This is a genomic window from Caballeronia mineralivorans PML1(12), assembly GCF_001028175.1.
GTDB classification, from domain to species: Bacteria; Pseudomonadota; Gammaproteobacteria; order Burkholderiales; family Burkholderiaceae; genus Caballeronia; species Caballeronia mineralivorans.
Genome location: NZ_AEJF01000070.1, coordinates 1 through 24,876 on the forward strand (window position 1 = coordinate 1; position 24,876 = coordinate 24,876).

The following is a 24,876-nucleotide window of genomic DNA, read 5'->3' on the forward strand; positions in this document are numbered from 1 at the left end:
CCGAACTGAGACGATCAAAGTCACTTTGGCCAGTTGTTCTAAGGCGGCGATAGTTCAGGGGGAATGATGGGCGAGAGTCCTGTCAGATAAGACCTCTGCTCACTGCTATGGCAAATCTGCAGCGCGCGAAAATCCCCAAACGCATCAGCCAACTATTACCTGGCCCCGTCGACGCTCGACGTTCTTCCTGCCAAGACGCTTGTACGCTCGTACGTCAGGACCGCGCTGAAAGGAGTCGTTGCATGGCCGAATATGCGCGTTGCATGATCGGCCAAGAGCTGTCATTCCCATCCACGCTCCGACGAATCTGCATCTTGGCTCGGAAATGCCGGCGCGAGCCGTTCGAGCGAATCTGCGAACGTTTCCGGCGCACAGCTATAATCGCGCTCGAACATGGCTAGGGAAGTTTTACTCGTGAAAAAGATCGCTGCCTTTGCGCTCGTCGCGCTTGTACTCACTGGTTGCTCGTCCCCCGAAAAGCAGGCGGAGCAAGCTCAGGAATTCCTCCACAACGAAACCAGCCTTGTCGCCGCGCAACGCAATGCGGTGGTCGGCTGCGAACCGGCGAACTGCGACGCCGCCTGGGCGCTTACGAAACGCTATATTGAGCAGCATTCCGACACGCCCGTGACGCGCGCGGACGCGGTCGCAATCGACACCGACGTGCCCTCTGGTTCGGGCAAGGCAGCCTTTTCGGCGACCCGTGCCGCGAAAGGTGCTGGCGGGACGCTAACCCTCTTTGCACAGTGCCGCGGTATGTATGGGTCGGACAACGCGAAAGGTTCGGACTACGATAAGTGTGCCGAGAAGATCCTCAAGACCCAGAATGGCTATGTGGCGTTTCTCAGGGCACATGCGTCTGGTCAGTAAGGGGCTAAGTTGCCCACCGCCGCGAAATGGCCAGCGGTGCGATGAACGGGCGTAGTCGGCCAGAGGCGGACCTTGGCTCGGGCGGTCCAACTTACATGGAATCCGCAAGTTGATCAGATTCCTGACACATCATCAGACGCTCAGCTTCACGCTTTGGAGTTTTGAATCGTTGGTTACTTCAGCCGTTGCCAAACCGAGATCGGCACGTCTCCGTTCGGCCGCGGTACCACGCGATAGCTAAGCTCGTCGTCCTTCAACTCGAAGTTCCGCTTCTGCTCTTCTCCCTCCCAATTGGGAAAGGATGCGTGCTCGATATGAAAGGTCAACGTGCCTCCAGTCGAATCGACACTGATCGTACCGAAATGGGTGCTTGAACCCATCACAGCCGCCTTATATTCGGCAGGTGTGCCTGACTGTTTGTCTCCTGAGGCAAAACGGGGCCGTTCGGACTTGAAGATCTGTAGCGAATAGTGTCCTTGGGCGTCGATTACCAGCAGGCCCCTTGGAGCGGCGCCGTAGTCGGGCGTACGGGTGCCATCACCGTGCTGGACGTCTGCAGCCAACAGGGTCCACGCTCCCGTCAACGAAGTCGCGGTAACAGCAGCATCAGCGGATGTGATGGCGGCCGATAGTGCGCCTGCCGAGAAGAGCATTCCGATCAACCCGGTTTTAAACATTGCGCAAACTTTCATAGGATGAACCGTCTCATGAACTCGCTGCAGGAGCCGGTACGCAAGTCAGGACTTGATCGGGGCGTACTTGGCTGATTGGCCACACAAGGCTGCGATTGATCATAGCGAGGGCAACCTGTAACAAATGCGATAATTCAGCATCGATCCTCCAGAAAAACTGAACTATGCCTCTGCCCAATCTCGATATGGACGTCATGCGGACGCTTCTGGCGACTCAGCGACTGGGGAGTTTGAACCGCGCGGCTGAGCGAGTGGGGCGCTCGCAGTCGGCGGTCAGTCAACAGATGCGTAAGCTGGAGGAGCAGGTGGGCGAGCCTTTGTTTCGCAGACAAGGGCGGGGCTTGGTCCTGACAGAGGCAGGTGATCTGATCCTTTCATATGCCCGGCGTATCCTGGACCTCAATGACGAGGCCGTACGGGCGGTTCGAGGGGCTCGCGTGGAAGGGATGGTGCGCTTCGGTCTGCCCGGTGACTTTGCCGAGACCTGGCTTCCGGCGGCGCTCGGGCAATTCAAGAGAACCCATCCTGCGGTTCGGGTCGAAGTCGCGGTAGAGCGCAATGGTGTTCTGCTCGAACGAATGGACCGGGGAGAGCTCGATCTCGTTCTTGTCATGGGCTATGAAACCCGCCCGGATGCTGAACATCTCGCAACGCTGCCAATGGCATGGATTGGGTCGGTCGGAGGCCCTCCTGCTCCAAGGGCTGGTGTTCCCCTTGATCTAGCGCTTTACAACCCGCCTTGCTTCTTTCGCCGCGCAGGCGTAGACGCGCTCGATAGTGCAAACATTCGATGGCGGCTCGCGTACACCACGGCCAGTCTCCAAAGTCTATGGGCGGGGGTAGCGGCAGGTCTCGGCATCACATTGAGAACTGCAGCCGGGATCCCTTCCTCTCTGAGACGACTCGGCGTAAAAGAGGGTCTTCCACCCCTGCCGGCGGTCGAGCTCTGTCTACATACTGGCCATAGTGACTTGCCTCCAGCCTTGGCCCAACTTAAGCGCGTCGTAATCGAGACCGCGACCAGTAACCTCGCCGCGTGAAACACGCTCAAGAGGGCGCGGACGAACAGGCTCAGAAAGCGCGCTCGAATGTCCGTTGCGGAGCGAGTTGGCTGGCCGTTTGGGTCGGCTACGACTGTTCAACATCGGACCGCGTTCCGGCCCATATCTGCTGTTCGACAACACTGCGAAGATCATCGACAATCGGCGTTAGCCTCGAAAAAGTGAGCGGGCGCGTCCGGAGCAGTTCATTGAACAGAATTCTCAACATCGGCAACGACCATGAGCGATCCCAATTCGCTGTTTTTACCAGTTGTCGCAAAGAGACTTCTGCAGACGACCTTGAAGGGCGTTCGCGGACAGGTAATCGGCGCATAAGAGCCAGTTTCGCAACCTCAGCGGAGAATGTGCCATCAAAACGGAGAGCAGAGTGGCTGCAAGTTATCTTGAGGCAAGATCCAAACGGCTCGCGCACATTGAGCAACATTTAAATGCCGCGGATTTAGAGCGGCTAATTCACTTTTTCAAGACGAAAACGGGCGACCCACACGCGTGTGTGATGCTCTTGGACTCGAATGCAACCGCCACAGCCGTGGTCGCATGGTTTCGCGACCACGATCTCTCTGCGATGAAACGGTGGTTCTATATTGGTGGCAACCTGACCCGGATGGAGTATCGGATGGTCAACGACACGCTTAGCCCAGGTGCGAAGATGCTGGCGTTGCTGAAGCCTCTATTGTCCGATGACGATTTGCTGGTGAATTGGTTTGTTGGTCACAGTGCCGCCTATGATCCACGACGCGTCGAAAATCACAAGACCCATGACTTCTGGGCTTATCAGGCGACTATTGCAATTCAGGGAGACTGGCAGCGGTTGGAGAGCCGCTGCGAACGCATCCTTGCAGATCCGCCAGGAGCAAGCGGCGAAAAGAAATATCTAGGTGATCATCGATTCTATATGGCGCTGGCGCGGGGCGATATTCCCGCCATGGAGGAGGCCATCCACCAGATTGTCACGCCAAAGGCGCTTTCAGTGCGAGGGAATGACGAAAGCGGATTCACCAAAAATCTCATCTCGACCCCGGCCGTGATTTACGCAAAGATCGCGTGGAGGCATGGATACCACGTCAAGATAGACTCGCCTTTTGTTCCGCAGCAGTGGTTGCCGGTTGCGCCACTGGACTTCTACGACAATCACTACGATTTTTTGGCATAGCCGTTTGCGAACGGCGGTTTTGCGTGTTCGACGAAGGGATCAGAAACCGCCATTGAGGAGCAGATAGCGCGTGTGAAAGTAGATAAGAAGGGCCCAACGCCTGACCGGAATCGCGACAAGTAACAAGATCAAGGCCGCTGCCACCTTGAGAAAACCTGAGGGAGAGCGAGCTGGGCCGAAATCATTTGCCCAGCGCTGCCCCGACAAGAAACACAGTACGGCTAGAACAATGACACCGATAAGCGGGAACGCGAGCACCTTGACGGACCAGCCTGGAAAGTTCAGGTCCATCAGGCGCCTTGCCGACGCGCCATAGAAAACACTGCCCATCGCTACGCCCAGCAGCGAGACAAAGACGTTTAGTTCGCTAAGTCCAATGCGGCCCTTGGCGGCGAACTCGATGCATGCGAGCGCGGTGAGCAGCGACCACGCTATGACGCAGAGTGACATGCACAGAAGATAGCTGCCAGCGCCGAGACGACGATTCATTTGGTCTAACGTCTTTTGTTGTGGATTCGCAGAGTACGCGTTCAAGCCGCGTCGCCTGAAATAACGGCGGGTTTCCGGAAATCTGAAGGTCCGCTGAGGGGCGACTTCGGCTGTTTGACATCGGACCGGGTTCGGCAAGCAGACACTTGGGCAAACATTGCGAAGCATCATAAAATGGGCCGAAATCAGGAGCCGCTATGGGATACGACGTTCACATCACACGGAAGGAGAATTGGTTCGACGAAAGTGGACCTCAAATTGATATCGAGGAGTGGAAAGCGTTGGTTGAATCCGACTCGAGTATGCGATTGGATGGTTTCGCTTCGGTCGACTTGAAGAACGGCGCCACCTTAAGGGTGGAAAGCGAAGGACTAGCCGTTTGGGTCGCATACGAAAAGAGTGGCGTAGGCGGGAACATGGCGTGGTTCGACTTTCGAAAAGGCAATGTCGTAGTCAAAAACCCCGACGGCGCCATTCTTAGAAAGATGTGGCAGCTTGCGCAGGAGCTAGGTGCGAAGGTACAGGGGGACGAATGCGAGTTGTACGGGGCAGATGGCAACGTGGCGGCCTGGTGAGGGGCACGTCGCATCGAAGGGTAGCGGACCTTCAACGCATCGGCCAAATTTCCACGGTCGCTGCCAGGTGCTTTGTTTGCAGCCTTTCCGTGATGGAATAGTCATTGCGGCGACCCCAGCAACGACATATCCCAGTCCCAGCCAGGCCGATGGAGCTAGCGATTCCCCAAAACGCACTACTTATCGCGACGCCAATGGGAACCCGCACATAGGCTTGCGCCGTTGTCCCCACCGAACCTTGCTGTTTTCACCGTGACGCGGTGAAGACCCTGAACTACGCGGCACATTGGCTGTTGCGGCTTGCAAAGCGCTTGACTTCGTAAATTTGGCTTCGTAAATTCGCCTCCAATGAGTCGTCATGTTTTATGGAGGCTCCACGGCAACGATGCCGTGCTACATTTGAAAGGCTATGCAGCCCCTGAACTTGCGTCCAACGCTGGTTCGGGGGCTTTTTGTTTTTGGGAGACGAAATCGTGATGTTGCAGTACGACCCCGCGGAACGTGAATTCGAAGGCTCCGTCATCGCATGCGTTCAGATGGAGCCGCAGATCGGAGCGAAGCGCGATAACGTGGCTCGCTCGATCCGGCATATTGAAACCGCCGCAAAAAACGGCGCGTCGTTAGTGGTCCTGCCCGAGTTGTCCAACACCGGATATGTCTTTGCGGACCGCGACGAGGCTTTCTCCCTGGCAGAAGCGCTGCCGGACGGGGAAACCGCACAGGTCTTTGCCGAAACGGCGCAGCGCCTCGGCATTCATATCGTCGCCGGTGTCGCCGAGCGCGCGGGGACGCGCCTATACAACTCGGCCCTGTTCACCGGCCCTTCGGGTCACATCGGCATCTATCGCAAGCTGCATCTCTGGAACAACGAACATCTCTTCTTCGAGCCCGGCAACCTTGGCGTCCCGGTGTTCGACACACGCTTGGGGCGAATCGCGATCGCGATCTGCTATGACGGGTGGTTTCCCGAAACATATCGACTGGCGGCTGTGCAAGGCGCGGATATCGTTTGCGTACCGACGAACTGGGTGCCAATGCCAGCACAGCCAGGTGATCGTCCAGCAATGGCAACGACGCTCACCATGGCGGCGGCTCACAGCAACGGCATGGTGATCGCATGTGCAAACCGGGTCGGGACCGAACGCGGCCAGCCGTTTATCGGCCAGAGCCTGATTGTGGGTGGCGATGGATGGCCCGTGGCGGGGCCCGCCAGCGGCGACTGCGAAGAAGTCCTCTACGCCGCGATCGATTTGAAGCGCACACGCTCCGGGCGCACGCTCAACGCTTTCAATCACGTGCTGCGCGATCGGCGCGCTGACGCGTACCACCCGATGCTGGGCACTGGCTTGCCTTCTTCTTGCTCGTGAGACATCCACCTGCGCCTGCATATTCCTCGAAATCCAACCTGACCACTAGACCACTACGAAGGAAACTCCATGAGTCAGTTAACGAAGAAAATCCTTGCTACCACCATCGCGGCAATCGCCGGTGTCGGCACTTGCACCAACGTGTTTGCGACCGACCCCATCAAGATCGGCGTCGCAGTCGGGTTGTCCGGCGCCAATAGCGTGGTCGCGCCGGCCGTGGTTCAGTCTTCGCAGCTTGCCGTCGAAGAAATCAACGCCACAGGCGGCATCCTGGGTCGCCAGGTCCAACTCGAAATCACAGACGACGCGTCTGGCGCGGTAGGCGCGCAGAAGGCATACGACACACTGGTTTTCCAGAAAAACGTCGATGCCGTGATTTCTATGGAAACCAGTGCCGCGCGCAATGCGGCTCTTCCTATCCTGGCGCGCGGCAAGAAGCCGTTTATCTATACGTCGTTCTATGAAGGACGGTCATGCAGCCCGTGGATGTACGTCAACGCCTGGGTACCGGAACAACAGGTCGCACCAGTCGTGGACTACTTCGCGAAAAGCAAGGGCGCCAAAACGTTCTACCTGGTCGGCAACGACTATGCCTTCGGCCGAGGCATGCTCGATTTCACCAAAAGGTACATCGAGCAGCATGGTGGCAAGGTCGTAGGCGTTGAGTACCTGCCGATCGACGGCACTGACTGGACGCCGATTCTTTCCAAGATCCGCTCGGTTCATCCGGACGCGCTCATCAGTGCAACTGCGGGCGGCGCGCCCAACGTCGCTCTCGCCAAGCAGTTGAACGCTTCGGGGCTAACGCTACCGTACGGCAATCTGGCCATCGACGAAGGGACCGCCAAGAGCATGGGTGACGTCGCCACGGGCATATATATGTCGGGCTCCTACCTGACGAGTATCGACACGCCCGGGAACAAGAAATTTCTCGCGGCCATGGACAAGCGGTTCGGCCACGATCTGAAGACGCCAAATGAACTGTCCGAGCCGCAATACGAGGCCTTCTTCCTTTACAAGGCTGCGGTCGAGCAGGTGGGTTCCACGGATTCAGCGAAGGTGGTCAAGGCGCTGGGTCAGGTGTCATTCGACGGCCCGCGCGGTCCGGTAAAGATGGACAAGAGCCGGCATACGCCGCTCGCAATGCGCCTGGGTCAGATTCAGGCAGACGGGGCGGTCAAGATTCTGCAAACCTTTTCGGAAGTGGACCCGGGCGCTCAGTGTCCGAATATCAAGTAGACGGGATTGGGAACTAAGCATGCGCCTGATACCTGGCTGCGGTCAATGCACAGGCGGATGTGACTGGAGACGACAATGGTTCTAGCACTTGATATTTTCACAACCGCGGCCGTGCTGTTCATCGTGACGGCCGGATTGATGGTGATTTTCGGCGTCATGAAAATCGTCAATTTCGCTCACGGCGCGTTGCTGACGACGGGTGCCTACGCCAGCTTCGTCGTGACGCAGTTGAAGCTGAGCCCGTGGGTCGGTTTGCCGCTCGCGCTGGTGGTCGGTACCGCGGCAGGCATGTTCGTCGAGCAGGTGATCGTGCGCCCGCTCTACAAGCGGCCGCTCGACGCGATCCTCGCCACCTGGGGCCTGGGAATCGTCATTGCACAGCTCATCGTGATGGTCTTTGGCCGCGAGGTCCAGTTCGTGGAAACGCCGCTGAAAGGAGCCTTTTCCATCGCAGGGACTGACTATTCTGCTTATCGCCTGTTGCTGATCCCGATCGCGCTCGGTCTCTGCGCCCTCATGACCGCGCTTCTCACGGGAACGCGCTTTGGCGTCAAGACCCGTGCGGTAATCATGAATGAGGACCTGGCCCGGGGGCTCGGCATTCATTCCGGCCGCATCCGATTCATTACGTTCAGTATCGGCGCCGCTCTGGGTTCCCTGGCCGGCGCGCTGATTACGCCATTGTCGAGCGTCGATCCTGACATGGGGCTGACCTGGCTGGTGAGCGCCTTCATGCTGGTCATGGTTTCTGGTTACTCGATGGTCAGCCTGCTGGTCACTTGCCTTGTATTCGGCGCTTGCCAGGTTCTGGTCAGCACGTTCGTCAGCCCGGTACTGGGTGGCCTGACCATCGCCGTGCTGGCCGCGCTCACGCTGCGCATTCGTCCGAAGGGGTTCTCTCATGGCTAAAGTCAATGCGCCGCCGGATCGTGTCGGCGGTTATTCCGCGCAGGGCGACGAGCGAGTACGCAATCGGCGGGAGATGCATGGGCGCGGATGGGTCATGGCAGGTGGCTTCGGCGTTGTGCTGCTGGCTGCAGGCCCGTTCGTTTTCGGCACGTATCTGCTGAACGTCCTGATTCAGGCATTCTTCTTCTCGATAGTCGCAGTGACGGTGGACATCCTTTGGGGATACACGGGGTATCTGACGTTTGGGCAATCGGCATTCTTTGGCCTCGGTGCCTACGCGGCGGGTCTGGTCTTCACGCACGGCGGTTTCACCGCAGGCTACGTGGTGCTGGCGCTGGGAGCGGCCGTCGTGGTGACTGCAGCCGTCGCTGCACTGCTCGGCTGGCTGTCGTTCTATCGAGGCGCCTCACCGTTTTTCGCGACGGTGATGTCGCTCGTGCTACCGATCGTCCTCAGTCAGTTGCTGCTGTCCGGCGGTCAATGGACGGGCTCGAGTTCGGGGCTCACCGGCTACGAGACATTCGATCTTTCTCTCCCGGCCTGGTACTGGCTCGCCGGAGCGGCCCTGCTGGCCGTCGCAACGCTGGCCTGGCTATTCGTGCGCAGCGATGGCGGCCGCGTGCTGGCGGCCATTCGCGACAATGAATCACGCTGCTCGTACCTGGGTATCAATGCGTCGCTCGTCAAGATCATCCTGCTGGTTGCGACTGCGGTCATCGCCGGTCTTGCAGGCTTCGGCTACGGATCGTTTAGCGGCGTGGTCGCCCCGGAACTGACCGGGTTTGTCCTCGGCACCCAACTGATCATCTGGGTCGCGCTCGGGGGCAGGGGAACGCTGTGGGGGCCGGTTATCGGCGCGCTCCTGATCAACGTCGGGACCGCCTATCTCAGCGGTAGCATGCCATTTGCGTGGCAACTCATTCTCGGCGCCGCATTTGTGACGGTGATCGTATTGCTGCCACAAGGGCTGGTGCCGTTGCTTCTGAAGCCATTGCGCCACCTGGCTGGCAATAGTGCCGGACCCGAACTGGTCGAGCGGGCCGTACGGGCGGAGCACAGACAGGCATTGTCCAAACCGGCGCTGCAAATGAGCGGGGTCGCCAAAAACTTTGGCAGCCTCAAGGTGCTGCAAGGCATCGACCTGAACGCTAACGCGGGCGAGTTGGTTGGACTTATCGGTCCGAACGGCGCCGGTAAGACGACGCTTATGCGCTGCATGAGCGATGGAGCGGAACGTTCCGCCGGCACGGTTGTGCTGTGTGACAACGATATCCGGCAACTGCCGCCCGACCGTTGCGTGCGCTTTGGGTTAGGGCGCAAGTTCCAGAACGCCACCGTCTTCGAGACGCTCACCGTAGCGGAGTGTTTGAGAATCGCGGGGACGATTATCGAACGGCCTTCACTCTTCAAACGCTCGAATACCCTTGCCTTGCCGCCGTATGCCATGGAGGTTGTCCGCACCACACGCCTCGATCAGAAGCTGGGCGCTGTAGCCAATGATCTCTCGCACGGGGAACAGCAGGCGCTGGAGTTGGCGATGGTGCTTGCGCTAGAGCCACGAATCGTACTGCTCGACGAGCCCACGGCAGGGTTGACCAAAACAGAGCGCACGCAAATCGGCAATGTGCTGGCCGCACTGGCACATCAATATCAGCTCTGTTGTCTGTTGGTCGAACACGACCTCGATTTCGTTGCCGAGATTGCCACCCGTATCGTGGTCCTGCATCAGGGCCGTATTGTGATGCAAGGCAACTTCGACGAAGTGGTCAACTCGGAGCTCGTCAAGACGATCTATGCCGGAACCGCGCAAAGCGCCGGATCCGACGGGAGCACACCACATCGGGAGGCGTCATGAGTCAGATCGCGTTGGACCTGCAGGACGTGACCAGTGGCTACAAGGCCTCGGTTGTACTTCGCAATCTGTCGATGACCGTCGCCAATGGCGAGGCCGTCGCCTTGCTTGGCAAGAACGGCATGGGCAAGACTACGTTGCTCAAGACGATCATGGGTTATCTGCCGAAGAAAACCGGTGCTATCCGCGTGCGTGGGCAGGACATTACCCGCCTGGCGCCCCATCGGATAGCCCGGGCAGGGATTGCCTACGCGCCCCAGGAACATGCGTTGTTTCAGGACCTCAGTATCGGCGACAACCTGCGCCTGGGGCTTGCCAAAGTATCTGTATTCGACGAACGTTTTGCCGAAATAGAACCGATTTTTCCGGTGTTCAAAAGCCGGTTGAAGCAATTCGCCGGCACGCTCTCAGGCGGTGAACAGAAGATGCTCCTGGTGGCCCGCGCGCTCATGATGCGCCCGTTGATCATCCTGCTTGACGAAATCACGGAAGGCTTGCAGCCGTCCGTGATCGACCGGTTAGCCGAAGCGCTGCTATGGGAACGCAGCCAACACGGCACTACGCTCTTGCTGATCGAGCAGAACGTCCCTTTCGCGCTGAAGGTCGCCGACCGCTACGCCGTGCTCAAGCAAGGTGAAGTCATCGACCACGGAAATGCGAAGGACGAAGCTGCGGCGGCATCGATTTTCGAACACCTGCGCGTCTGACACTCATGATCACCGCACCCGACACGATCCAAAGCTACGAGGCGTATCAGGTGTTCGGATTCGAGTACGATCATCATCATGCATCCGTCGAGCGGGCAATCGCGGCATCTGCCAGACGTTTCCCTCGCCGTAGGGAAGCACAAAGCAATACAGGGAGGAAACAGAATGGGGACGAACTCGCAACTGCCGGCCAGCCCGGTGTCTGCAGACACCGGATGGCGCATCGGCGTCCTGTACTCCCGCACGGGAGTGACCGCGGCGACCGAATCGGAGCACTTTTTTGGCACCGCCCTCGCGATCGAGGAGGTCAACGCGGCCGGTGGCGTCGATGGGCGTCTGCTTGATCCGGTCGTGTACGATCCGAAGAGCGACCCCGAAGAATATCGCCGGCTCGCCACGCGGATGCTTCAGGAAGACGACGTAACGGTGATTTTCGGTTGCTCGACTTCGTCAAGCCGAAAGGCGGTGCTGCCGGTCATCGAGCGCTACAACGCGCTGCTATGGTATTGCTCGATCTACGAAGGATTCGAATATTCGCCGAACGTGATCTACACAGGGGCGGTGCCGAACCAGAACAGCATGCAACTGGCTGCGTATCTGCTCCGCAATCACGGCCAGCGTTTTTTCCTGGTGGGCGCGGACTATATCTATCCTCGAGAATCGAACCGGATCATGCGAGACATGGTCGAGCAGCATGGCGGGGAAATCGTGGAAGAACTTTATTTACCCAGCGATGCAGATCCCTCAGCATTGGAGGAAGTCGTACGGCAGATCAAGGCCGTCGAGCCCGACGTGGTTTTCTCCACCCTGATCGGCCGGGGCGCGCGCGCCTTTTATCAGTTGTACCGCGAGCACGGTATCGATCCTGCACGCATCCCGATCGCAAGTCTGACGATGACGGAAGGCGAAACGCGGATGATTGGTCCCGAGCTGTGCGGCAACCACATCATCTCTGCCAGCTATGTCAATACGCTGAACCACGAGAGCAACAAGCGCTTCCTGGCATCCTGGCAAGCGCGATTCGGAGACCAGCCGGCCAGCATGTGGTCCGAGATGGCGTACAACCAGGTCCACCTCTTTGCGCTGGCGTTGGCCCGTACCCGAAGTCTCGACACGGCAAAGCTGGTGGAGGCTGTCCACGAGGTCGAGTTCGATTCGCCAGAAGGTGTGCTCAAGATCGATCCGGAGAACAACCATGCGATCTTGACCCCTCGCATTGCGGTTTGTCGACCGGACGGCTTGTTCGATATAGTTTGGGAGGGCCGTAGTCCGATTAAACCCGATCCCTACCTGACATCGTACGGATTCGCAGAATTCTGGCTCGACGGAGACCCGGCATGAGCACAGGCGCTCGTCGGCTATTTGACGACCTACGCACACTACGCGTCCTCGTGATCCATCCACCCGGGGACGACCGTAGTGTCCTGCAGGAACAATTGCGCCGGATTGGCTGTCCGGTGCGTATTCTCTGGCCGTTTCCATCTCAACTGCCTGTAGATGTAGACGTCATTTTTTTTCTCGTCGGTCCGGAAACGCGGAGCGCGGGAAATTGGTGTGCGGCCGACACCGAAGCGACTCTTATTGCATTGTCCGACTATGAGAATCCAACCGCGTTAAAAATGCTGGTGGATACGCAAGCGCATGGCGTGATCACGAAGCCGTACCGTTCCACCGGCATTCTCAGCACCTTGGTGCTCGCGCGCGCATCCTCGGGCTATCAGCAGCGACTGCACAACAAGATCGGCAAGCTTGAGGAGGCGATCAAAGCGAGACGTCACATCGAGAAGGCTATTCGCCTCCTCATGGAGGCGCACCGGCTAAGCGAAAATGAAGCGTACGAGCACATTCGTTCACGCGCCACCAGCCTCCGGGTCACTGTAGGCGAGATCGCTACGATGGTGATCGATGCTCATGAGGCAATGGAAAAACTGGGCCTTGCCAAGGGATCGAAGCCTTGAGTTACATTGCAGAAAAATCTGGCATCCTGTTGCAACCAGACTAAACAACGCAGCCATACCCGGTTGATCCGCCATGTCAAATCATCTCGATGCTTTAGCGCTCACTGAGATTGCGTTGCGCGCAGAGTCGCTGGCCGCAGGGCCATGCAATTGCACTCGGACGCCGCTTCACGGCTGGAACTCACAGCCGGTTTCTCTCGACGAACAACGTCTCCAGGAAATCGGCACGCTCGTTGTGGATGATGATCCCGAGCCTAGCTATCGTGAGTATCTGCCGGGCAATATTGATTACTGGTCCCCAGAGGCGCCTATCGCACCGCGTTTTTTTCCGTATAACCGCTGTAACGTGTGGCAATGCACGCAATGCAGTCGGCTCTATCTTCGATACACGGAGGGCGGAGGGTATTTTGTCGATCGTCGAATCCGCGCGGTGCATTCGGCTTTGATCAAAGACGTCCCTTTGTAAGTGCTTGAAAGATTGCCAAACCAGAAACGTTCACCGTTGCACCGAGTCGTCACAGCTATTTTCGCCTAGCAGCTATTCCTTCATCTTCCCACCCACTTGGGAAATCCGGTCCCGTACGATCCCAATTGCCTGTTTGAGTGCGTAAACGTCTTGAAAATAACGATGAGGAATCCGTATCTGGCTGGCATGTGCATCGATGTTCTCGATTTCATCTCGCCATTTCGCAATCTGGTCAGGGCTCGGTTGCTTGTTCCTCCATATTTCATCTTCCAGCGATTTGATTTCCCGATACCAAATCACCAGCCGGTTTTTTATCCGCGCCTCCGCCATGCGCGGCAATGCCTGCAGCAAGCCTAGCAGTAAGGCCATGAAGGGGAGCAGGATCAGCAGGCGCCTTTCGATAAAACTGGCCAGCCAGAACGGAAGGTAGCGCTGCAGGAAGGGACGACCGGATTTGAAGTAGCGCGTACTTTCGTCGGAGATGGGGAATTCTTCGGTGTTCAGGTTGGGAAACGCGCCGCGCGGCGTAAAGTAATCTTCGCCGCCGTGGACCGTTTTGGCCGCTTCGAGCAGCAGGTAGGCGAGAGCAGGGTGCAGGGTGTCCTTGGACACGAGCAGAGCCGTGGCGGCCAGCAGGGTGACATCGGCCTGCGGAAGATCGTTGATGATGCTGGTCGAAGCGCGCGGAAAAATAATCTTGGAGAGAGACGGGAATTTTTGCACCAGGGCGTCGGCCTGGGCAAAACTCATCAGCTTCAGATCACTGTTCAATAGCGTTTGCTGCATGGAGGCATCGGGCCTGCCGATAAAGAATGCGGCATCCAGCTGGCCATTTTCGAGGTCTTGATACGCCTTGACGGCATCCATTTCCAGTAGCGTGGTGTTGTCGCGGTTGATGCCGCTATAGGCGAGCAATACCTGGGAGACATTGAGCAGGCCGCTGCCGGGAACGCCGATGGCGACCCTTTTGCCGCGCAGTTGTACCAGCCGGTTGATGGTGGTGTCGCCACGATAAAACACCCAGATCGGTTCATATGAGACGGCAGCGATGGTCTGCAGGTGATCTGTTTCTTTCGGACTAGTGGTGCCGGACTGGATAAAGCCCACTTCGTATTCGCTGTCTGGATTCTTCAGCCGCTGATAATTCTCGATCGAGCCGGAAGAACTGCGGATATCGAGCGTGATGCCGTCGCGTTTCAGGATGGGGGCATAGCGATCTGCAAAGCCGCGATAGATACCCTTGTCAGCCCCGGTTGTGATGACGATCGTTCGCTGGATGGCGGGCTTGAGTACGGTCGCCAGCGCCCAGCCTAGCGCGGCGAGCAGCAGTATCGTGCCAATGATGAGAAGCCGCCGGCGCCCCGGTGTCATGGGCGCTTTCTGGCTACGATGAAGCGCTGGGTTGTGCCTAGGCATTGACAGTCATCCTTATCATATTATCTTTGTTTAGACTGTCAACATCATAACGCACGATTTCATCACTGCGATTTCACCTGTGGCCGTGTTCACTCGGTGTTTCCACGGGCGGCAGCGTCAACGCTTCATTGAGGAAACGATCGAACTCTTCCTGATCTTTCGCTTCGACATCGGTTTTGCGGATCCGCAGGCTTATCTTGCGACCTGCACGACCGTTTAACCATGCGTGTGCAGCCGCACCCAGCGCAGGCCCTGCAAGGTCGCCGAGGCTGACGACGAATTCGCCGCTGAAGCCGCCTTGAAGACCCGCAGTGTCCAGCATGAAACCAGCAGGGTTAATCCGGCTACCATCAGCCCGAGCCTCGACATAGAACCGCGTGATTGCTTGCTGGCGCTTGCGGCTGAAAAGAGCACCGTCGTTGGTCGATGGCAGCAGGGTCAGGTGAAGATCGTGATCGGCGTGCATCGTGTCTCCTTTCGCAGGCTTTGTATCCTTCGCAGCGCTCAGCTGCAAACCGCTCAGTGGACCACCACCGTTGCATCTGTCCTCGATAGGTTTCAGCGGCCGCGCTCACGAACGATCGCAAAGGTTCGCCAGTTGTACACGCCGCGTTTGCGCTATGTGTGCGGCCAGCCTCACCGTGCTGCGACTTTTTCAGTTGCAGCCATGGTTATTGGCAGTTTTCATGCACGTCTTCCCGGTTGGGCTTTTGTATATACCCTTTCCATTCTTTGTCTTCGCTTCTCCGCCCTTGCTCGTCTGAGTCGTAGCCACTCCGTTCTGATTCTTCTCGGACGTCCAGGCGGTACCTGTATTCCGGTTATACCCTCCAGCCTGTTGTCCGTTATTGCAAACGGTACGGCCAGTCGCGGTGGTCGTGCACTCCGCGAATGCGTTTGTGGAAAACACGACGCATGCCAACAGCGCAAGCATTCTCATGGTGACCTCCGGGTGTCATGGGCGCGAAGCAGCTGTAACGGCGCGTGCGCCATTTAATAGTAGGTCACTCGCGGAATTTCCTGCATATCCTTTACACACGATTGCTCGAAAGGGACAACCCCCTTACGTTGCTCAGATTGCGATCACCAAGGGACGGCGGTCATGACCATACCGGGAGCTTCGATCGACTCGACTTGTACACGAGACATCCGTTCGCGGACGCACACTGTCAGGTCCTTTCGGCATGCGAGTGCGGGTGCCGTTGTCATCTGGTCCACGTTGGCGGCAGCCCAGGAAATGGAGCCGCGCAGCTATTCGGCTGTCCCAATCGGAACGAATTTCATCGTGATGGACTATGCGAGATCGAGTGGTGACATCCTGTTCGACCCCTCGCTGCCCGTTACCGATCTGCAGGCCAAAATCAACACGTATTCGCTTGGGCTTTCTCATAGCTTTGGCGTTCTGGGCCATGTCGCAAGCGTCGCCATCGCGGTGCCATACGCCAATGCAAACCTGACGGGTAACGTCGAGGGCGCGCCAGGGCACGCGTACCGATCGGGATTGGGGGATATGCGCTTCAGACTCGCTGTCAATCTCCTGGGTGGTCCCGCACTCACGCCGGAAGAGTTCGTTCGGCGCAGCCCGTCTACTATCCTCGGCGCCAGCGTGAGCATCATCGCGCCGACGGGCCAGTACGTTGCGTCCCGTCTGATCAACGTGGGCTCGAACCGGTGGTCGTTCAAGCCCGAAGTCGGGCTGTCGCAACCGATCGGCAATTGGTTCGTGGAGGGTGCGGCAGGCGTTTGGCTATTCACTGACAATACTGATTTCTTCCGCGGCCGCCGCCGCAGCCAGGACCCGTTGCCCGTATTCCAGTGGCATGGCGGCTACAACTGGCGGCCCGGGCTGTGGCTCGCCGCGGACGTGACGTATTTCACGGGCGGCCAGACAAGCGTCAACGGTGTTCAGGACAATGACGTGCAACGCAATGTCCGCTACGGTCTCACGCTGTCGTTTCCGCTTTCGGCTCAATGGTCCGGGAAGCTCGCATGGTCACGTGGGCTCACAACGAGTATCGGCGGAAACTTCCAGACCATCTCGGTCGCGCTTCAATACCGCTGGTTCAATCGCTAACCTGCGGGTTACTCGACACACCCGGCGGCGTCCGTCGAATACCGTCGGCAGGTTGTCGAAGCGCTCTTGGCGCGGAGCGCATTGCTGTCATTCGTCGAGGCGGGCCAGCGTGTCACGCATGGGTGCGACCGATACTCTCACTGTGCCGCTGAGTGGCGTGCTCATTTCCTGAATCAGGAAAATTGCTCCGGAAGTAGATAGCGCACACAAGACCATGGCTGCCACGACCGTCCCGTTGCGCAGAGTGAACAGGCCAAAGGTACCGAAGATAATGGATAACCACGCGACGAGGACGATCAGCAGTGGTGTCGGGATCGAGCCCTTCGCCTGTAGCAGCGCCAGCCAGCGTGCCGCGGATACCTGATCGACAAGCTGGAGGGCACGCGCTTTAAGCCCACGCTGCGTGTCGTTGGATGGAGCGAGTTCATCCACTCTGCGCTCGAAGTCTTCTGACCTGTTGATCGTCTCGGAGCTGTTTAGTTTTGCCAATTGTGCGGCATCGCCCGACGCGAGTATCTGGATCGCGCCGGCGTAGTTCCGCTTGAGCGACGCACGAATCTCCTGGGTTTCCGGTCCATATTTCGCCAATACGCGATCGAGCTGGATGACGGTGGCGGCATTTTGCACCAGCTCGCCGTTTGCAGTGTCGAATGAGCTTTTCGCCGACGAGATCAGCAGGCCCAGCACTAACGCGGCCATGGTTGCGATCAGGCCGGTTGCCAGTTTGACGACACCGATCGAATCATCACTCAGATGGTGTGCCGGCAGCCGCTCGCGCAGATACAGACCAAGCAATCCGCTGCCAAGTACGCACGCAAACACGATCGCGGCGGTAACGAGGTGGTTCACTCTTGGATCCTCCATCTCAGGTCGTGCGTGTTGCGCCTGTAGGTATTCGACGCCGGCTACCGTAGTCGAACAAACGGTTTCCTTTGCAGTTGTCGACGTGGTCCGGGCGCGGACCTTGGCCGGGCCAGCGAGGCGGCTTTGCTGCTGGTCATGCGCATACGTGAGCATTCATCTTTTCGTCCGCTGGCGCATCAGCGTGAATCCACGATATCGGGCCGTCGTAGCTTCCGGGAAGTGTCGCGTAAGCGAGCCGCGTGCCCGCTTATCGACGAAAACCCGCGCCTCGGCCGCCGCCGTTCCCAGCTTGCGAGAAGCGTTGACTCTGGACCGCTCCTCGCTGGCGGTTCTGCATATCCTGATTCAGTTGTCCATATTCCCCGCCAGCGTTTCTCTGTTGGGCGACGGGCTGTTGCGTCGGGCGTTGCTGCTGATACGGTTGCGCATTTGACCGGGCGGGTGGTGCATTCCCACCTGGAGCAGCGGCGGTGCGCTGCGGCTGATAGTTGGCCTGAGGGGGCGTCCCACCGGCAGCGGTGGGAGAGCGTTGTTGCTGATTCGCCATTGCACTGGGCCTGGGTTGCGAGGGATTGCCGCTTGGCGCCGTCGCGGTGCGTGGTGGCTGAGCCGATTGCGTCTTTTGCTGGCCGGCAGACGATACAGGTGCCGTTGGTTTGTTGACCGTAGACCATGAACCGTTATCGTATTTTTGCCAGTTGCCATTGGTGTTTTTGTACACATTGCCATCTTTACTTGCGTACATATTGCCGCTAGCTGTCTTGCCTGCGGTGGCACTGCCGTTGGCGCCCTGGGCCGCGACAGCCTTGCCGCCCGCGGAATTCTGAAAGCTGCCGGCTGTTCCGTTCGAGGTTGTGGTGTGCTGCGTTGCGGCCCACTGGTTGCCCTTCGTGACGACCGAGCTTCCCCACTGGCCATAGGCGTTCGAGCCTTGTTGCGTGGCGCCGTACGCGCCCGTCCTGGGGTTGTATGCTTGCCCCACGGACGCGCTTCCGCCGGGGCCGGAGGCGGTGGCTCCGCGGGCATAGGTGCCCGTATAGGGGTTGTACGATGCGCCCCATTGGGCGCTTCTCGCTGGCCCATGCGCGCCGCCTCTGACACCGCTTGCGCCGGTATATGGGTTGTAGGTGTTATAGCCGTAAGGGGCGGGACGCGGATAGTAGGCCGGATAAGGTCCGCGACCGACGGAGACGTAGGGCGGGTAGTAGTAACCATTGCCTTGGGCGACGATCGCACCCAGCGCCGCACCGGCGATGAACACACCAAGATAGCCTGCTGTATAGCTTGCCTGGACCGTGCCCGTGGGCGTGACCTGTTGCGTCACGTAGGTGACGTTGTAGACGGGCGAGCTGGGCGGGATCGTGTAGATCACCTGAGGCACAACGGTGGTCGTTTGCCACGGGCCGCCTGGCGAAGCAGAATCGAACCACACGCCTTGTGAGCAGAGGTAGTAGCGCTGCTCCACCTTGATCACCTTCGCAGGTGTGTTCGATGCGTAGGACATCGAGGTTCCCGGGATCGGATCGAAAGCGGGTTCGCCGCTGTACGAAACCTTGACCGCAGCCGCCGCTGCAGTCGGGTTGATCTCGACCGTGGTGGGAATCTGCGCCAGCAATACCGCGTCTTTGGCTTCCGGCGTTCCCGGCACCGAATTCAACGCTCTTCCCGCTGGACTATTGGGCGGGATCCTGGCGAAATCCGCCGGCAATTGGTCTGTCGCGTAAGTCCACGGACCGCTCGGCCCAGGCGCCGAAAACCAGCGGCCGGCACTCAGGTAGTAATACGCGCCGGTTGGCGAGTAGACGAACAAATCGCTGTCAGTGTTGGTCGCGAACGTGAGCTTGGTGCCGGCGATCGCCGTAAAGACCGGCTTGCCGGCAAAGACGATGAGTTCAGCGGGCACGTTGCTGACATACACCGCCGGGGCTTTTCCCGCTTGAGCGGATGTCGCCCCCATATATTGTTTGAGCGGTGCCCACTGCGGATCTTCCGGGATTTTCGCCATTTTCGCGGGAAGGCTCGCCGCATCTTTCCATCCGCTTTTCACGTCGTTCGACACGACCCACCGCTGCCCGGTGAAAAGGTAATACTGGTGCGTGGCGCCATCTAGAAATAGCGGCCAGCTGGCATTGATCACCGCCTGCATATCCGTGTTCCCAACCGGTGCAAGTACGGGTTCGCCATCGATAAACAGCAGGATCGCGGGCCCAAAGCTGGCAAAAATGGCGGGCGGGTCGTTCTTGACGGAGACCGCCGGCACATCGCTTTTTTGATCGACGCTCGCGACCAGACGGTCTACCGATATGGTCATTGTGACTTCGGGCTTGAGGAACGTACGTACCAGTTGATCGAGCTTTTGGGCAGTAGCCGGATCCGCCCCTGGAAACGAGGTGCTTGTAATGGTGGGATTACTTAGGAGAACAGTTCGACTATCAATGTCGGTAGCTGTGTCCATCTGCAACCCCACTACGCCGACCTGTGGCTGTCCACCTTTCGGAGTCAATGAAATCGCCATCCGGCCGCTTATTTGCTTGAATTGCTTCCAGTCGTCAATTTGTGGTTGATAGAGGATGAGGCGAGCGCCATCCTGATCGCGCTCGCGCGGCCAGCCAGGATCGTCTGCCATAGCGCGAACCGGGAAGCCAGAAGCTACAAGCGTGAGCGCGAGCGCCAGAGTCGTGCCCTTTGCCGACCAGCGCTTTATGGGCATTACCATGTTTAACGCCTCCCAGCGTCAATCGAACTCGGATAATGATGCGCATCAGAAAACGCAGATCGAACTGCCAGTTTGTTTTAAGCGATCCGATTATCATTTACCCTTTAACGAATTGCCGAATCGCACCGCTTAAAGGGTTTACGCTCGCTGACTACTTGATACCGGGCCGTTCTTTTGAAAATAGGCCTGAGCTTACGTTTGAGCAATTGGACCTTGGTCCTATACGGGGTAGACATTAGCTATTTGTTTAATTTGTCTGTCGAGTTGAATAAAGCCGACAGCGGGGTATATGCGATGAATTACTTTACGGAAACAAAGACAACGTCTAAGCTCTTGATGAGAATCCGTTAGCTGTCGGCATGATGCCGATCGGATGCGGATCATACGATTTTGTCTTCCTAACGCGCAGTTGCGCGTCGTAGGCCGTTGTTGCCTATCGATTCCAGCAAGCTTGTCGCAAGAAATAAATTAAAAGCCCCCGCTCGAGGCCGCGTGGAATAGGAATCTACGGTGTTCTCGTTGCGATGTCGCACGATGCTTGTTCGGCAAGTGCATGCGCGGACAAAAGCCCTCGCGAAGTCGGACCTTCCGAAGCCGACCGCGCCCGGGTTCGCGCATACCTGCTCGAGCTTCTGAGGGAGCACGGCGTCATGACCAGTTTCTCAGCTGTTATCGCAGCTGTATTAGTCGCACTGCTTATTTTATTTCAAATCAGACGAACACGGATGCCGGGATCGGCTGTTGGTTCACCCGCCGACACTGAGTTGTCACGGCAGAGGTATAACAACGATGCCTTCGCGGTATCCGATGAAGCGGCTGGAATGGAGCGGACGAACGAAGCGTTTCGGGAACAAACAAACTTTCGCCGAAGTGCCGGTTTCCGTCCGCCTCGACTATCTGGCCGGCACATCCTCCCCACGCCTCCGGCAATGTTTTCCAGGGGGCGTTTTCGCCGGACATCCTTCGAGAGCGAGCCGCACCCGTGTCACGTGAAATCGAGCGTCGAACCACCAGATAGCGGGCGGCAGTCGCGGCATGATGAGCGGTTTGGTGCCACGCTCGATCTCTTGCCGCTAGCCATTCTGGCGGCTAATCCGCAGCGGAAAATCCTCTTCGCCAATGCGGCAGCGGAGAAGCTCTTTGGCTATTCCCGTGAAGAGTTGAGTGGCGTGGTTATCAACGAGTTGGTTCCTGCATTGCAACTCAACGCTTGTGGCGCGGATTCAGTTCACGCTGATTTGCCGCTTGCGGGCAGGGAGTGGGACCGCCACCGGGACCTGGTCGCGAAGCGCGGGGATGGCACTGAGTTTCCGGCAGAGGTCACAATAAATCCCGTTTCGTGGGAAAACGAGGCCTGTACGCTAACAATCGTGATCGACCGCACAGAGCGATACGAGTTGCTGCGCAATCGGCAACAGCTTGCCCATTTGACCCGCGTGTCCACACTGGGAGAACTTGCCGGATCGCTCGCCCACGAGTTGAATCAGCCACTTACGGCCATATTAAGTAACGCGCAGGCAGCGCAACGCTTCCTGGCGACAGAGCCGGTCGACCTTGCGGAGGTACGCGAGATATTGCATGACCTTGTCGAGGACAATCACCGCGCAAGCGAAGTTATCCGGAAGATTCGAGCCCTCGTCCAAAAGGGTGAGCTCGAGGCTGTGCCCCTGAGTGTTGCGAGCGTAATCAGGGATGTGGCCTTGCTCGTGCATAGTGATGCGATCGTGCGCGGAATCCGCGTGCGTGTGGCTGTTACCCCCGAGTTGCCGCCCGTGCACGGTGACAAGGTGCAATTGCAGCAAGTCGTGCTGAATTTATTGCTCAACGCATTCGACGCATTGGAGTCCTGTTCGGCGCTCAATCGTGAGGTCGCTATTGAGGTCACCCCTGAAGGGGGTGACAGAATACGTGTCGCGGTACGAGATGGTGGCACGGGTCTCGCCGGCAACACATTCGACAAACTGTTCCTGCCGTTCTTTACCTCCAAGCGAGACGGACTTGGCCTTGGGCTTTCAATTAGCCGTTCTATCGTCGAGATGCACGGTGGACGCATCTGGGCTCAAAACAATGAGGATCGCGGTGCCACCTTCTATTTCACCTTGCCCACGGGAGCGAGGGCCGAGCGAAGCTTTCTGCGGGGGCAGCCATGATCGAGGCGACGCCAACCGTCTTCGTGGTGGACGACGACGACGCGGTACGTCGGGCGCTGACGCGCCTGATATGCTCCGCGGGATATTGCGTCGAATCCTTCGGATCCGCACACGAGTTCCTTGAGTCCGGTCCTCACTTTCAGGGCTGCGCTTGCCTTGTACTCGACGTTGGACTGCCCGACATCAATGGTCTCGAATTGCAGAACGAATTGAACGCTGCGGACAGATCATTGCCGATCATCTTCATCACGGGTTACGGCGACATCGCGATGACAGTAAGAGCGATGAAGGCAGGTGCGACAGATTTCCTGGCTAAACCGGTGCGCGACTCTGAGCTCCTGCCCGCGATAGCGAACGCGCTGCGGGTCTCTTCGCAAGCCCTTTCGAGCCGCATCGAACTGGACTGCATTCACCGTCGTATGGCGCGGCTCACACCGCGCGAGCGGGAAGTGTTAGCGCTTCTCGTTGAAGGCCGGCTTAACAAGCAGGTCGCGTGTGAACTGGGCGTCGCTGAAAAGACTATCAAAGTCCACCGGGCCCGCGTGATGGAAAAGATGGAAGCGCATTCGCTCGTCGACCTGGTGCGAGTCATCGATAAGGTCCGTATCCCTCTTTCACCCGGTCAGTCAGCCTGACGCTGAACGACTGGCGTCGCCGGGAACCGCTCCCGTGCCGATATTGGACCAAGGTCCCATATCGGCAACCTGCAAATTGTCATAGTCTCAAATCAGCGTCGAATCATGTCTGGTACCGAGGTGCCTGTATTAGGGATATTCGCCATGAGCCAAGCCAAGCCATTCGTCGCAGTAGTAGATGACGATGAATCGGTGAGTCGAGCCATTAAGCGACTGTTACGGTCCACCGGACTGGCAGCGGACACCTTCAAAACGGGCAACGATTTTTTAGACATGTTCGATTCGATACCGTCATACCGTCCAGCCTGCATCGTGCTTGACGTACAGATGCCGGGACTGAACGGACTTGAGGTCCAGCAGCGGCTGGCGGGCAGCGGTATTCCGATCATTTTTATCACGGCACATGATGACGCGGTCGTTCGCGACCAAGCCCTGGCGGCGGGTGCTGCAGGCTACCTCCGCAAGCCATTCAACGATGAAATTCTTATCAAGGCCGTGCGTTCTGCCATCGATCCGGCTCCCAAGCCCTGAGCCGGCGATCGAGCTTTTAATGGTGCTATTGGACCAAGGTCCAATTGTTTTAGGGAAACGTTGATTGCATTATCAAACTGGTGCTGAGGAAAGTCCGGGCGGTCGCGCAGGTTCCTTTTTTGAAGTCATCTCTAATGGAGTACGAATCATGATCAGATACCTCCGGCTTATTCTCGCGATCCCGTTGATGCTGGTCGCGATGGCTTGTTCGACGAACCCGACTGTTGCCAACGGCGGAGACCCCGAGTTAGAAGCGGAAGCACGTGCGGCACTGCAGCAACTATTCGATGGGACTCCGAAGGCGAAGGATCTCCAATACCAGGCAAAAGCTGTCGTCGTGTTTCCGAGCATCGTCAAGGCTGGGCTGCTAGTAGGTGCGCAAGGCGGAAAAGGCGTGATGTTTGGTCCGGACGGCAAGATCCTTGGGTACTACAGAGCGCGCGGGCTTTCATACGGGATGCAAGCAGGCGCGCAATCCTTTTCCGAAGCGATGTTTCTCATGACCGACTCAGCAATCACCTCGCTCACAAGTGGCACCGGGTTGTCCGTTGGTGTGGGACCGAGCGTCGTGTTGGTGGATGCGGGGATGGCCAGGTCGATGACCACCACCACGTTGAAAGCGGATGTCTACGCGTTCATCTTTGGCCAGGAGGGATTGTTTGCTGGTCTCGGCGTGCAAGGGCAGAGAATTGTCAAGTTTGACCAGTGAAGCGTGCGGTATCGCTGCGCCGTCAGCGTCACCGATCCATGCCGCGCCCGGCCGGGAAATCGATCGCGCCGATCGCGCGTTGGCTAGACATTGACCGCCAGCAGCTAGTAGATAGGTCGACCGTAGACCATTGAGGGCCTCAAGCCATGCAACGAATGCAGCGAATCGCAATTGGGTTGGTGGTGTGGACGCTGACATACGCGGCAACCGCGCAGCAGCCCATCATCTATCCGGCCAAAGGGCAGAGCGCGCAGAAGCAAAACACGGACACCGCCGAATGCCAGTTGTGGGCGAAGCAAACAACGGGCGTTGATCCCGTTGCGATCGCGCAGCAGGGAGCGAACCAGCCCGCGGCTCCACCACAGCAAGGGGGCATGCTCAAGGGGGCGGCCGGTGGCGCCGCACTGGGTGCGGTGGGGGGGGCGATCGGAGGCGACGCGGGC

24 protein-coding genes are annotated in these 24,876 nt (G+C 58.2%); 18 read left to right on the forward strand and 6 right to left on the reverse strand.

Annotation, left to right across the window (positions count from 1 at the left end; translation table 11 throughout):
* Positions 1-414 precede the first annotated feature (414 nt).
* Positions 415-870, forward strand: coding sequence for an META domain-containing protein (locus EOS_RS09680; RefSeq protein WP_047846428.1), 456 nt, complete (start codon positions 415-417; stop codon positions 868-870).
* Between the two features lie 173 nt (positions 871-1,043).
* On the opposite strand, the gene EOS_RS09685 is transcribed toward EOS_RS09680, so the two are convergent.
* Positions 1,044-1,547, reverse strand: coding sequence for a lipocalin-like domain-containing protein (locus EOS_RS09685; protein WP_235442758.1), 504 nt, complete (start codon positions 1,545-1,547; stop codon positions 1,044-1,046).
* A 179-nt stretch (positions 1,548-1,726) separates the two neighbouring features.
* On the opposite strand from EOS_RS09685, the gene EOS_RS09690 reads away from it, so the two are divergent.
* Complete coding sequence (locus tag EOS_RS09690; protein ID WP_047846412.1) at positions 1,727-2,602, forward strand: LysR substrate-binding domain-containing protein; 876 nt, start codon at positions 1,727-1,729, stop codon at positions 2,600-2,602.
* Positions 2,603-2,990: 388 nt separating this feature from the next.
* Positions 2,991-3,776, forward strand: a complete 786-nt coding sequence (locus EOS_RS09695) for an Imm49 family immunity protein (RefSeq protein WP_047846413.1) — start codon at positions 2,991-2,993, stop codon at positions 3,774-3,776.
* 39 nt (positions 3,777-3,815) lie between these two features.
* Here EOS_RS09695 and EOS_RS09700 read toward each other — a convergent pair whose 3' ends face one another.
* Entirely contained in the window at positions 3,816-4,265 is a 450-nt protein-coding gene (locus EOS_RS09700) for a DUF805 domain-containing protein (RefSeq protein WP_047846414.1), read from the reverse strand.
* A 197-nt stretch (positions 4,266-4,462) separates the two neighbouring features.
* Between EOS_RS09700 and EOS_RS09705 the strand changes: the two genes are divergently transcribed.
* The 9 genes from EOS_RS09705 to EOS_RS47995 all read left to right on the forward strand — a co-directional run bounded on the left by EOS_RS09705 (position 4,463) and on the right by EOS_RS47995 (position 13,338).
* On the forward strand, positions 4,463-4,840 hold the full coding sequence (locus EOS_RS09705; protein WP_047846415.1) for a hypothetical protein: 378 nt from the start codon (positions 4,463-4,465) through the stop codon (positions 4,838-4,840).
* 476 nt (positions 4,841-5,316) lie between these two features.
* On the forward strand, positions 5,317-6,207 hold the full coding sequence (locus tag EOS_RS09710) for a nitrilase family protein (RefSeq protein ID WP_047846416.1): 891 nt from the start codon (positions 5,317-5,319) through the stop codon (positions 6,205-6,207).
* Positions 6,208-6,276: 69 nt separating this feature from the next.
* Entirely contained in the window at positions 6,277-7,446 is a 1,170-nt protein-coding gene (locus EOS_RS09715; RefSeq protein ID WP_047846417.1) for a substrate-binding protein, read from the forward strand.
* A 75-nt stretch (positions 7,447-7,521) separates the two neighbouring features.
* On the forward strand, positions 7,522-8,355 hold the full coding sequence (locus EOS_RS09720; protein ID WP_047846418.1) for a branched-chain amino acid ABC transporter permease: 834 nt from the start codon (positions 7,522-7,524) through the stop codon (positions 8,353-8,355).
* 94 nt (positions 8,356-8,449) lie between these two features.
* Positions 8,450-10,210, forward strand: coding sequence for an ABC transporter permease subunit (locus tag EOS_RS09725; protein ID WP_407639118.1), 1,761 nt, complete (start codon positions 8,450-8,452; stop codon positions 10,208-10,210).
* The gene (locus EOS_RS09730; RefSeq protein WP_047846420.1) at positions 10,207-10,914 is read left to right on the forward strand and encodes a branched-chain amino acid ABC transporter ATP-binding protein; all 708 of its coding nucleotides are present in this window, start codon (positions 10,207-10,209) and stop codon (positions 10,912-10,914) included. Before EOS_RS09725 ends, EOS_RS09730 begins: the two co-directional genes overlap by 4 nt.
* 165 nt (positions 10,915-11,079) lie before the next feature.
* Positions 11,080-12,255 carry a transporter substrate-binding domain-containing protein gene (locus tag EOS_RS09735; RefSeq protein WP_047846421.1) on the forward strand — a complete coding sequence of 392 codons (1,176 nt, stop codon included), beginning with the start codon at positions 11,080-11,082 and terminating at the stop codon, positions 12,253-12,255.
* The gene (locus EOS_RS09740; RefSeq protein WP_047846422.1) at positions 12,252-12,872 is read left to right on the forward strand and encodes an ANTAR domain-containing response regulator; all 621 of its coding nucleotides are present in this window, start codon (positions 12,252-12,254) and stop codon (positions 12,870-12,872) included. The genes EOS_RS09735 and EOS_RS09740 overlap by 4 nt, the downstream gene beginning before the upstream one ends.
* 73 nt (positions 12,873-12,945) lie before the next feature.
* A complete protein-coding gene (locus EOS_RS47995; protein WP_075645304.1) occupies positions 12,946-13,338 on the forward strand; it encodes a hypothetical protein in 393 nt (130 codons plus the stop codon).
* A gap of 72 nt (positions 13,339-13,410) precedes the next feature.
* Here the strand turns inward: EOS_RS47995 and EOS_RS09750 are convergent, their stop codons facing one another.
* Positions 13,411-14,709 (reverse strand): TAXI family TRAP transporter solute-binding subunit, encoded by a 1,299-nt coding sequence (locus EOS_RS09750; protein ID WP_047846424.1) that lies wholly within the window; start codon positions 14,707-14,709, stop codon positions 13,411-13,413.
* A 118-nt stretch (positions 14,710-14,827) separates the two neighbouring features.
* Positions 14,828-15,220: a hypothetical protein gene (locus EOS_RS43485; protein ID WP_053063824.1), complete on the reverse strand. Its 393-nt coding sequence runs from the start codon at positions 15,218-15,220 to the stop codon at positions 14,828-14,830.
* Between the two features lie 771 nt (positions 15,221-15,991).
* Between EOS_RS43485 and EOS_RS09760 the strand changes: the two genes are divergently transcribed.
* Positions 15,992-16,828, forward strand: a complete 837-nt coding sequence (locus EOS_RS09760; RefSeq protein ID WP_053063825.1) for a transporter — start codon at positions 15,992-15,994, stop codon at positions 16,826-16,828.
* An 87-nt stretch (positions 16,829-16,915) separates the two neighbouring features.
* On the opposite strand, the gene EOS_RS09765 is transcribed toward EOS_RS09760, so the two are convergent.
* Together EOS_RS09765 and EOS_RS09770 are read right to left on the reverse strand one after the other, a co-directional pair.
* Positions 16,916-17,845: a bestrophin-like domain gene (locus EOS_RS09765; RefSeq protein WP_326972914.1), complete on the reverse strand. Its 930-nt coding sequence runs from the start codon at positions 17,843-17,845 to the stop codon at positions 16,916-16,918.
* A 94-nt stretch (positions 17,846-17,939) separates the two neighbouring features.
* Entirely contained in the window at positions 17,940-20,408 is a 2,469-nt protein-coding gene (locus tag EOS_RS09770; RefSeq protein WP_053063826.1) for a hypothetical protein, read from the reverse strand.
* Between the two features lie 650 nt (positions 20,409-21,058).
* Between EOS_RS09770 and EOS_RS09775 the strand changes: the two genes are divergently transcribed.
* The 5 genes from EOS_RS09775 to EOS_RS09795 all read left to right on the forward strand — a co-directional run.
* The gene (locus EOS_RS09775; protein ID WP_235442759.1) at positions 21,059-22,558 is read left to right on the forward strand and encodes a two-component system sensor histidine kinase NtrB; all 1,500 of its coding nucleotides are present in this window, start codon (positions 21,059-21,061) and stop codon (positions 22,556-22,558) included.
* The gene (locus EOS_RS09780) at positions 22,555-23,193 is read left to right on the forward strand and encodes a response regulator transcription factor (RefSeq protein ID WP_047846425.1); all 639 of its coding nucleotides are present in this window, start codon (positions 22,555-22,557) and stop codon (positions 23,191-23,193) included. Before EOS_RS09775 ends, EOS_RS09780 begins: the two co-directional genes overlap by 4 nt.
* 144 nt (positions 23,194-23,337) lie before the next feature.
* Positions 23,338-23,724 (forward strand): response regulator, encoded by a 387-nt coding sequence (locus tag EOS_RS09785; protein ID WP_047846426.1) that lies wholly within the window; start codon positions 23,338-23,340, stop codon positions 23,722-23,724.
* A 64-nt stretch (positions 23,725-23,788) separates the two neighbouring features.
* The gene (locus tag EOS_RS09790) at positions 23,789-24,433 is read left to right on the forward strand and encodes a lipid-binding SYLF domain-containing protein (RefSeq protein WP_235442760.1); all 645 of its coding nucleotides are present in this window, start codon (positions 23,789-23,791) and stop codon (positions 24,431-24,433) included.
* A 146-nt stretch (positions 24,434-24,579) separates the two neighbouring features.
* Positions 24,580-24,876 (forward strand): hypothetical protein (locus EOS_RS09795; protein WP_047846434.1); only part of this gene is annotated, 297 nt, incomplete at its 3' end.

What these genes read in the sequence shown, in the direction of transcription:
- EOS_RS09685 (WP_235442758.1), bottom strand. Translation starts at nt 1,547, where the DNA reads ATGTTTAAAACCGGGTTGATCGGAATGCTCTTCTCGGCAGGCGCACTA.
- EOS_RS09690 (WP_047846412.1), top strand. Translation starts at nt 1,727, where the DNA reads ATGCCTCTGCCCAATCTCGATATGGACGTCATGCGGACGCTTCTGGCG.
- EOS_RS09700 (WP_047846414.1), bottom strand. Translation starts at nt 4,265, where the DNA reads ATGAATCGTCGTCTCGGCGCTGGCAGCTATCTTCTGTGCATGTCACTC.
- EOS_RS09705 (WP_047846415.1), top strand. Translation starts at nt 4,463, where the DNA reads ATGGGATACGACGTTCACATCACACGGAAGGAGAATTGGTTCGACGAA.
- EOS_RS09710 (WP_047846416.1), top strand. Translation starts at nt 5,317, where the DNA reads ATGTTGCAGTACGACCCCGCGGAACGTGAATTCGAAGGCTCCGTCATC.
- EOS_RS09715 (WP_047846417.1), top strand. Translation starts at nt 6,277, where the DNA reads ATGAGTCAGTTAACGAAGAAAATCCTTGCTACCACCATCGCGGCAATC.
- EOS_RS09720 (WP_047846418.1), top strand. Translation starts at nt 7,522, where the DNA reads ATGGTTCTAGCACTTGATATTTTCACAACCGCGGCCGTGCTGTTCATC.
- EOS_RS09725 (WP_407639118.1), top strand. Translation starts at nt 8,450, where the DNA reads ATGGCAGGTGGCTTCGGCGTTGTGCTGCTGGCTGCAGGCCCGTTCGTT.
- EOS_RS09730 (WP_047846420.1), top strand. Translation starts at nt 10,207, where the DNA reads ATGAGTCAGATCGCGTTGGACCTGCAGGACGTGACCAGTGGCTACAAG.
- EOS_RS09735 (WP_047846421.1), top strand. Translation starts at nt 11,080, where the DNA reads ATGGGGACGAACTCGCAACTGCCGGCCAGCCCGGTGTCTGCAGACACC.
- EOS_RS09740 (WP_047846422.1), top strand. Translation starts at nt 12,252, where the DNA reads ATGAGCACAGGCGCTCGTCGGCTATTTGACGACCTACGCACACTACGC.
- EOS_RS47995 (WP_075645304.1), top strand. Translation starts at nt 12,946, where the DNA reads ATGTCAAATCATCTCGATGCTTTAGCGCTCACTGAGATTGCGTTGCGC.
- EOS_RS09750 (WP_047846424.1), bottom strand. Translation starts at nt 14,709, where the DNA reads ATGACACCGGGGCGCCGGCGGCTTCTCATCATTGGCACGATACTGCTG.
- EOS_RS43485 (WP_053063824.1), bottom strand. Translation starts at nt 15,220, where the DNA reads ATGCACGCCGATCACGATCTTCACCTGACCCTGCTGCCATCGACCAAC.
- EOS_RS09760 (WP_053063825.1), top strand. Translation starts at nt 15,992, where the DNA reads ATGGAGCCGCGCAGCTATTCGGCTGTCCCAATCGGAACGAATTTCATC.
- EOS_RS09765 (WP_326972914.1), bottom strand. Translation starts at nt 17,845, where the DNA reads ATGCTCACGTATGCGCATGACCAGCAGCAAAGCCGCCTCGCTGGCCCG.
- EOS_RS09770 (WP_053063826.1), bottom strand. Translation starts at nt 20,408, where the DNA reads ATGGTAATGCCCATAAAGCGCTGGTCGGCAAAGGGCACGACTCTGGCG.
- EOS_RS09775 (WP_235442759.1), top strand. Translation starts at nt 21,059, where the DNA reads ATGACCAGTTTCTCAGCTGTTATCGCAGCTGTATTAGTCGCACTGCTT.
- EOS_RS09780 (WP_047846425.1), top strand. Translation starts at nt 22,555, where the DNA reads ATGATCGAGGCGACGCCAACCGTCTTCGTGGTGGACGACGACGACGCG.
- EOS_RS09785 (WP_047846426.1), top strand. Translation starts at nt 23,338, where the DNA reads ATGAGCCAAGCCAAGCCATTCGTCGCAGTAGTAGATGACGATGAATCG.